This window comes from Duganella violaceipulchra (genome assembly GCF_019166075.1).
GTDB lineage: Bacteria > Pseudomonadota > Gammaproteobacteria > Burkholderiales > Burkholderiaceae_D > Rugamonas > Rugamonas violaceipulchra.
Map to the genome: position 1 here is coordinate 1 of NZ_JAHTGR010000051.1, position 6,477 is coordinate 6,477.

The 6,477-nt window shown below is 59.9% G+C and carries 1 protein-coding gene; it reads right to left on the bottom strand.

Annotated elements, in window-relative coordinates:
• On the bottom strand, positions 1-6,477 hold a 6,477-nt coding region (locus KVP70_RS32765; RefSeq protein WP_217946618.1), incomplete at both ends, for a non-ribosomal peptide synthetase.

Below are 6,477 nucleotides of genomic sequence, written 5' to 3' on the forward strand. Positions count from 1 at the left end.
CCAGGCCGATCAGGGTATGCGCCAGTCGGTTGGCGCGCGCATTCAATTCGCCATAGCTGACGCTGGTCTCTTCGTACACCACCGCGATCGCTTCCGGATTGGCTGCTGCCTGCGCTTCGAACAGTTGCTGGATCAGTTGCTCTGGCGGGTAGTGCGCTTGCGTCGCGTTAAAGCCGATCAGCAACTGCTGCCGTTCGCTGTCCGGTAAAATGGGGAGCAGGTGCACCGCTTGCTGCGGGGTGTGCATCAAGGCTTGCACCAGACCCTCTATCGCAGTGTGCAAGTAGCCAACGACGCGCGCCGGATCCACACCGTCGCATTGCGCAGTCAGCGCAAAGCCTTGTCCCAGGTCATCGACGGAGACCGTCAACGGATAATTCGTGCGTTCTTCACCTGTAAGTTGCCGCACCCCTTCCCAAGCAGAGCCGGCAGCGCCATTTGTCGCCGTGGCGACTTGGCTGTGGCGGTAATTGAGCAGGGCGGTAAAGAGCGGCAACGGCGCCTTGATTCCGCTGCAGCGCTGGACCAGCGCCAGCGAGGCTTGTTCGTGTTCCAGTAGTTCGCTCAGGCGCCGGTAGGTGGCGCCGACCGCTTGCCGCACACTGGCGCCACCCAGGCTGACCCGCACCGGCAGGGTGTTGATGAACATGCCCAGCACTTGGTCGGCGCCTTCCGATCCTTGCAGGCGGCCAAACAGCACCGTGCCGAATACGACGTCGTCACGCCCGCTGCATTGCCCCAGTACTTGCGCCCACGCCACATGGAATAAGACCGCCGGCGTGACGCCTTCTTGCCGCGCACTGGTGCGGATGCGCTCGGCCAAGTCTGCGCTCAGGCTGATAATGGCTTCTTCTACCTGGCTGCCGTCGCCTTGGATGTTGAGCAAACCAAACGGGACCGTCGGTTCGTCGATATCGCCCAACTGTTCCCGGAAATACGCTTCGTGCGCCGCTGCTGGAATGGCCAGCGTCTGCGCAATGAAGTTACGGTAGGGCAGCGGTTTGGCCAGGCGTGCTGCTTGCCCTGACAGTAGCAGTTGGATCTCCGCGATAATATGCTCGAGTGTCACGTGATCGCTCACCATGTGATGGGAGACCAGCGCAAGGTAGCAGGTGGCGCTCTGCGGATCGGCGGCCACATAGGCGGCCATGAGCGGTGCCTGCTGCAAGTCCAGCCGCAGGTGGCGTGGATCGGTTTGCACCTGTACCTGCGGGAGCGCGTCGCTTGCCGCATCCAGCCTGAGTTCAATGATCGGCAACGGGGCGTGGCGATACACCACTTGCACCGGCTGCGTCAGTCCCTGCCAGTGGGCGGCGCTGCGCAAGATGTCGTGTCGGTCGATCACCCTCTGCAAGGCATTCAGGAAACCATCCAAACGATTGCGGCTATCAAAGGCGATGACCGTTCGCAATAGGTAAGCGTCGCCCTCCCTTTCCAGCAGGTGATGAAACAGGATGCCTTCTTGCAACGGCGACAAGGGGTAGATATCCTGAACATTGGCGGCGCCTTGCGGCACGCTGCCAACTATCCGGTCTATCTCGTCCTGGGTCAGCGTCAGCAAAGGCAGCATGTCTGGCGTGATCGCCGTACAATCGGCGCTGATCAGGTTGGACGGCGTGACAAAGCCGGGGGTGACGTGGGCATCGGCGATGCTGGCGGCCAGTGCGGCCAGGGTCGGCGCGGTAAATACGCTGCGCACTTCGACGCTCCAACCTTGCTGGCGCAGGCGTTCAATCAGGGTGACGACCATCAGCGAGTGTCCGCCCATCTCGAAGAAGTGGTCGTGCCGCCCGATTTGCGCCAACCCCAGCAAGTCTTGCCAGATCTGCGCGAGCGCCTCTTCAATCTCTCCTTGCGGCGCCTCGTAGGCACGGCTGACGACGGCGCTCTTGTCCGGCGCCGGCAGCGCCTTGCGGTCGAGTTTGCCGTTGGCGGTCAGCGGGAATGCGTCCAATGTCACGAACGCGCTGGGCACCATGTACTCGACCAGGCGGGCCGATAGCTGCTCACGCAAGGTCGCTGCCGACAAGGCCCCTTCTTCTGCCCCTGCTTGCGCGATCAGGTACGCCACCAGCCGCTTGTCGCCCGGCTGGTCTTCGCGTGCGATCACAATCGCTGCGCGCACGCCTTCGCAGGCCGCCAGCCTGGCTTCGATTTCGCCCAGCTCAATTCGGAAACCACGGATCTTGACCTGGAAGTCTATCCGGCCGATGAAGTCAATGATGCCGTTTGCACGATAGCGGCCCATGTCACCGGTTCGATAAAATCGAGCGCCTGGCTCAAACGGATGGACAACAAACGCGGCTTGAGTTTGCTGTAGATTGTTCAGATATCCTCGCCCTACACCGACTCCGTCTACGCATATTTCACCTGGCATCCCGATTGGTACCGGCTGCAGATGCTTGTCGAGTATATATATCCGATTATTGGGTGTCGGTCGTCCAATCGGTATAGCACTGCCGTCCACCGGTCGTTCCGAGATGACGTGGTAAGTGACGTCATCCGAGCATTCCGCTGGTCCGTATACGTTCATTAATGGAATATGCGGGAAACGCTCAAACCAATCTTGCGTTACCTTCAGCGTCAACGCCTCGCCGGTTGGAAGCAACCAGCGTAACTTGTTGAGCACAACATCACGAGGACAGGCATCAAGCACGCCGCGCATCAAGCTTGGCACCACTTGTAGCAATGTGATTGCTTGTCGGTCCACCGCTGCCAGCAAACCCATCGGATTACGGGCGATACTGTCTTTCAAGATCACCACCGCACCGCCAACCAACAACGCAGACAGAAATTGCCAAACACAAATGTCAAATGCTGGCGATGCGGTCTGCGCCAATCGATCGTTTGACGTCGCGGACATCGTGTCCAATTTACCGAACATGTGGTTAAGCATGCCGCGTTGTTCGATCAGCACACCTTTTGGCTTACCGGTCGACCCTGAGGTATAGATAACATAAGCGAGATCGTCCGGACTTCTTGCCACCGCGACATCTTGCAACGGCCCTTCTTGCCATATTTTTTCGACAATCAGTTGGCGCGGCACCACAGTCATCTCGGAAACGACTTCTTCAATCAATTCCTGCACTGATTCCGACACCAGTAGCAAGGAACTCTGGCTCAATTCCATTACCTCACGCAAGCGTCCGACCGGCTGGTTAATGTCGACCGCAAGGAAAGCTGCTCCCGCCTTTAGAACTCCAATCATCATTACCAAAAGCGGCAAGTCGCGCTCGCCAGCAATAAGCACTAAGGTGTTGGGGCGCGCTCCATTCATAATGAGTGTCTGAGCCACGCGACTCGCGCGCAGGTCCAATTCCCGGTAACTTAAGCGTATGCCATCGCACTCGGCGGCTGTCCGCTCCGAATTGAGCTCCACTTGCTCCGCGAACAAGTCGGCATAGCTCTGCTCCAGCGGATATGCCACTTGCGTCGCGTTAAAGCCGATCAGCAGCTGCTGCCGTTCGCTGTCCGGTAAAATGGGGAGCAGGTGCACCGCTTGCTGCGGGGTGTGCATCAAGGCTTGCACCAGACCCTCTATCGCAGTGTGCAGGTAGCCGAGGACGCGCGCCGGATCCACGCCGTCGCATTGCGCAGTCAGCGCAAAGCCTTGTCCCAGGTCGTCGACGGAGACCGTCAACGGATAATTCGTACGTTCTTCGCTCGGCAGTATCCGCATCCCTTCCCAGACCAAGTCGGTACTCCCGTCCCTGGTAGGTTTATCTATCGCGACATGGCTGTGGCGGTAATTGAGCAGGGCGGTAAAGAGCGGCAACGGCGCCTTGATCCCGCTGCAGCGCTGGACCAGCGCCAGCGGAGCTTGTTCGTGTTCCAGTAGTTCGCTCAGGCGCCGGTAGGTGGTGCCGACCAGATCCCGCACATTGGTGCCACCCAGGCTGACCCGCACCGGCAGGGTGTTGATGAACATGCCCAGCACTTGGTCGGCGCCTTCCGATCCTTGCAGGCGGCCAGACAGCACCGTGCCGAATACGACGTCGTCACGCCCGCTGCATTGCCCCAGTACCTGCGCCCATGCCACATGGAATAAGACCGCCGGCGTGACGCCTTCTTGCCGCGCACTGGTGCGGATGCGCTCGGCCAAGTCTGCGCTCAGGCTGATACTGGCTTCTTCTACCTGCCTGCCATCGCCTTGGATGTTGAGCAAACCAAACGGGACCGTCGGTTCGTCGATGTCGCCCAACTGTTCCCGGAAATACGCTTCGTGCGCCGCTGCTGGAATGGCCAGCGTCTGCGCAATGAAGTTACGGTAGGGCAGCGCTTTGGCCAGGCGTTCTGTTTGCCCTGACAGTAGCAGTTGGATCTCCGCGATAATATGCTCGAGTGTCACGTGATCGCTCACCACGTGATGGTTGAGCAGCGCAAGGTAGCAGGTGGCGCTGTGCGGATCGGCGGCCACATAGGCGGCCATCAAGGGGGCCCGCTGCAAGTCCAGCCGCAGGTGGCGTGGATCGGTTTGCACCTGTATCTGCGGGAGCGCGTCGCTTGCCGCATCCAGCGTGAGTTCAATGATCGGCAACGGGGCGTGGCGATACACCACTTGCACCGGCTGCGCCAGTCCCTGCCAGTGGGCGGCGCTGCGCAAGATGTCGTGTCGGTCGATCACCCTCTGCAAGGCATTCAGGAAACCATCCAAACGATTGCGGCTATCAAAGGCGATGAGCGATCGCAATAGGTAAGCGTCGCCCTCCCTTTCCAGCAGGTGATGGAACAGGATGCCTTCTTGCAACGGCGACAAGGGGTAGATATCCTGAACATTGGCGGCGCCTTGCGGCACGCTGCCAACTATCCGGTCTATCTCGTCCTGGGTCAGCGTCACCAAAGGCAGCATGTCTGGCGTGATCGCCGTACAATCGGCGCTGATCAGGTTGGACGGCGTGACAAAGCCGGGGGTGACGTGGGCATCGGCGATGCTGGCGGCCAGTGCGGCCAGGGTCGGCGCGGTAAATACGCTGCGCACTTCGACGCTCCAACCTTGCTGGCGCAGGCGTTCAATCAGGGTGACGACCATCAGCGAGTGTCCGCCCATCTCGAAGAAGTGGTCGTGGCGCCCGATTTGCGCCAACCCCAGCAAGTCTTGCCAGATCTGCGCGAGCGCTTCTTCAATCTCTCCTTGCGGCGCCTCGTAGGCACGGCTGACGACGGCGCTCTTGTCCGGCGCCGGCAGCGCCTTGCGGTCGAGTTTGCCGTTGGCGGTCAGCGGGAAACCGTCCAAGGTCACAAATGCGCTGGGCACCATGTACTCGGCCAGGCTGGCCGATAGCTGCTCGCGCAAGTTGGTTGCCGACAAGGCCCCTTCTTCCGCCCCTGCTTGCGCGATCACGTACGCCACCAGCCGCTTGTCGCCCGGCTGGTCTTCGCGTGCGATCACAATCGCATCGCGCACGCCTTCGCAGGCCGCCAGCTTGGCTTCGATCTCGCCCAGCTCAATTCGGAAACCACGGATCTTGACCTGGAAGTCGTTCCTTCCTACATACTCGATGTTGCCATCGGCTAACCAGCGCCCCAGGTCGCCGCTCTTGTATAGCCGCGCTTCCGCCTGCGCACTGAACGGATCCGGCAGGAAGCGCTCTGCCGTCAACTCCGGCCGATTCAGGTAGCCGCGCGCTACCCCCGCCCCGCCGATGTAGATCTCGCCGGTTACTCCCACCGGCACCGGTTGCAGGTGGGCGTCGAGGATGTAGAGTTGGGTGTTGGCGATTGGACGGCCTATGTGGCCAGCAAATCCCTGTGCCCGGGTCATGACCACCCATGTGGAATACGTGGTGGTTTCAGACGGGCCATACAGGTTACGCACTGTTTCAACTCTAGTGCTTGCAAATATCCTCTCTACCAGCGTTCGTTTGAGCGCTTCGCCGGCTAAATTCACCGCATAGGTCATGCTAGGTACTGCACCTGCGTCAACTAAGGTTTGCATCGCCGATGGCACCGTATTAATCAGCGTGACATCGATGGACTTGTGAAGCAATTCCACCGCATTGCCGACAATCTTAACCGTTACACCGGCAGTCAATGGTACAAAGCATTCAAAAACGGCAAGATCGAAATTGAGCGAAGTGGAGAACAAAGTACGATCCAGAACTTCGATAGCAAATTCGTCCTGGGCCCAATTCACAAAATTAACTGTATTACGATGTGCCACCATCACCCCCTTGGGCACTCCAGTCGAGCCCGAGGTATAGATCACATACGCCAGGTGCCGCGCCGTCAAGCCCAGCTGCGCCGGCTCGGGGTTGTGCGATGCTTGCCCAGCAATGGCTGCGCCGTCTTCCTCTGCGTCGAGCAGCAGCACCGGTATGACCCGATTTGCTTGAGCCGGATTCGGCAGCCGATCTTGCATCCCCGTCTGCGTCAGCAGCGCCACCGGCGCACTGTCTTCCAACATGTATGCCAGACGCTCCTGGGGATAGCTCGGGTCGAGCGGCACATACGCGCCTCCAGCCTTCAAAATCCCCAGCA